Raw genomic sequence first — 2,745 nt, 5'->3', positions numbered from 1 at the left:
GGGACCGGCCTGGCTCGTCGTGGATGCGAGGTGTCAGTGATCCTCTTCGCCGGCACCGGCCGGTACGGCCGTCAGCCGGTCGCTCTCATCCTGTATTTCCGCGGCGATCTTCTTGAGTTCCGGCTCGAACTTGCGACCGTGATGGGCGCAGAAGAGCAAGTCACCACCGCTGGTCAGGACGACACGCAGATAAGCCTGGGCGCCGCACCTGTCGCAGCGGTCAGCGGCCGTCAGGGGGCTCGCGGGGGTCAGAACAGTAGTCACGTCGCCTCTTCTCTAGCTCGACGAGCTGTCGTACCAGGGTCAACATCCAACCAGCCCGAAAACGTTCCCGCTCGGGGCTTGTCCTCGAAAGTTCCTCTCACGGCGAAAGTTCCTCTCGGGGCGGCCGGCTGCTGCCGGGTGGCGGCGAATGAGCCGTATTGCTTCGCTCTACGGATTTCGCGTTGCTTGTCTCGTGTGGCCCTCCCGGCTGGGTTGCCGGTTGTTCATGAGGACGTGCCCGGAGCCTAAATGGTTCATGCCTGGAAGGGAACGTGATGTTCGCTTCACTCCATCGAGGGATCGAACATGTATACGAAGCTGGACTAGCATGAAGAATCATGAGGGTGGCGTTACATCGGCTCTACCAGGGCTCGGTACCCTCTGACCCGGCGACCGACGCCGGGCCTTACCCACTGGGCCACATGAGAAATTCAGCGAGGAGCGAACCGCGTGACCGCCGAAACGTCCGTGCCGTCCAGGACTCTGCTGACCGCAGAGCGTGACGGCTCCAACTACACAGCGCGGCACCTCCTCGTACTCGAAGGTCTCGAAGCGGTCCGCAAGCGCCCTGGCATGTACATCGGGTCCACCGACAGCCGTGGCCTGATGCACTGCCTCTGGGAGATCATCGACAACTCCGTGGACGAGGCGCTCGGCGGATACTGCGACCACATCGAGGTGATCCTCCACGAGGACGGCTCCGTCGAGGTCCAGGACAACGGGCGGGGCATCCCGGTCGACGTGGAGCCCAAGACCGGGCTCTCCGGCATCGAGGTCGTGATGACCAAGCTGCACGCGGGCGGCAAGTTCGGCGGCGGCTCCTACGCGGCCTCGGGCGGACTGCACGGCGTGGGCGCCTCGGTGGTGAACGCGCTCTCGTCCCGCCTCGACGTCGAGGTCGACCGGAACAGCGCCACCCACTCGATCAGCTTCCGCCGCGGTGTCCCCGGCATGTTCACCGAGCAGGGCCCCGACGCCCCCTTCGACCCGGCCAACGGGCCCCTGAAGGGCAAGCGCGTGCCCAAGACCCGCACCGGCACCCGTGTGCGGTACTGGGCGGACCGCCAGATCTTCCTCAAGGACGCCAAGCTCTCCCTGGAGAATCTGCACCAGCGCGCCCGCCAGACCGCTTTCCTCGTGCCCGGCCTGACCATCGTGGTGCGCGACGAGCGGGACCTGGAGGGGGAGGGCAAGAGCCAGGAGATCTTCCGCTTCGACGGCGGCATCAGCGAGTTCTGCGAGTACCTCGCCAAGGACAAGGCCGTCTGCGACGTGTTGCGGCTGACCGGACAGGGCACCTTCAAGGAGAACGTTCCCGTCCTCGACGACCGTGGCCATATGACCCCCACCGAGGTCACCCGTGAGCTGGTTGTCGACATCGCGCTCCGCTGGGGCACCGGCTACGACACCACCGTCAAATCATTTGTCAACATCATCGCCACCCCCAAGGGCGGCACCCATGTCACCGGCTTCGAGCGCTCGGTCACCAGGACCATGAACGAAGTGCTGCGCTCGGCCAAGCTGCTGCGCGTCGCCGAGGACGACATCGTCAAGGACGACGCCCTGGAGGGCATCACCGCGGTCGTCACGGTCCGGCTGGCCGAGCCCCAGTTCGAGGGGCAGACCAAGGAGGTGCTGGGCACCTCCGCGGCCAACAGGATCGTCGCGAATGTCGTCGCCAAGGAGCTGAAGGCGTATCTGACCTCCACCAAGCGTGACGCCAAGGCCCAGGCCCGCGCCGTGCTGGAGAAGGCCGTCGCCGCCGCGCGCACCCGTATCGCCGCCCGCCAGCACAAGGAGGCGCAGCGCCGTAAGACGGCCCTGGAGTCCTCGTCGCTGCCCGCCAAGCTGGCCGACTGCCGCAGCGACGACGTGGAGCGCAGCGAGCTGTTCATCGTCGAGGGGGACTCCGCGCTCGGCACCGCCAAGCTCGCGCGGAACAGCGAGTTCCAGGCCCTGCTGCCGATCCGCGGAAAGATTCTGAACGTTCAGAAGTCATCCGTGTCCGACATGCTGAAGAACGCCGAGTGCGGCGCGATCATCCAGGTCATAGGGGCGGGCTCGGGCCGGACCTTCGACATCGACGCCGCTCGCTACGGCAAGATCGTCCTCCTGGTCGACGCCGATGTCGACGGCGCCCATATCCGCTGTCTGCTGCTGACTCTCTTCCAGCGCTATATGCGGCCCATGGTGGAGGCCGGCCGGGTCTTCGCCGCCGTGCCGCCGCTGCACCGGATCGAGCTTGTCCAACCCAAGAAGGGCCAGGACAAATACGTGTACACCTACTCCGACAGCGAGCTGCGGCAGACCCTGCTGGAGTACCAGCGCAAGGGGATCCGCTTCAAGGACGCGATCCAGCGGTACAAGGGCCTGGGCGAGATGGACGCCGACCAGCTCGCCGAGACGACGATGGACCCGCGCCACCGCACCCTGCGCCGGATCAACATCGGCGACCTCGACTCCGCCGAGCAGGTCTTCGAC

General features: G+C 66.1%; 2 protein-coding genes. One reads left to right on the top strand and one right to left on the bottom strand.

Annotated elements, in window-relative coordinates; genetic code table 11:
• Positions 1-33 precede the first annotated feature (33 nt).
• Positions 34-264 carry a DUF7455 domain-containing protein gene (locus ACWF94_RS38110; RefSeq protein ID WP_453499481.1) on the bottom strand — a complete coding sequence of 77 codons (231 nt, stop codon included), beginning with the start codon at positions 262-264 and terminating at the stop codon, positions 34-36.
• Positions 265-714: 450 nt separating this feature from the next.
• On the opposite strand from ACWF94_RS38110, the gene ACWF94_RS38105 reads away from it, so the two are divergent.
• Positions 715-2,745, top strand: a 2,031-nt coding sequence (locus ACWF94_RS38105; RefSeq protein ID WP_453499479.1) for a DNA gyrase/topoisomerase IV subunit B, incomplete at its 3' end; no start/stop codon positions are given.

The sequence above is a fragment of the Streptomyces sp. NPDC055078 genome, assembly GCF_053607985.1.
This window is presented reverse-complemented; position numbering and strand designations above follow the sequence as displayed.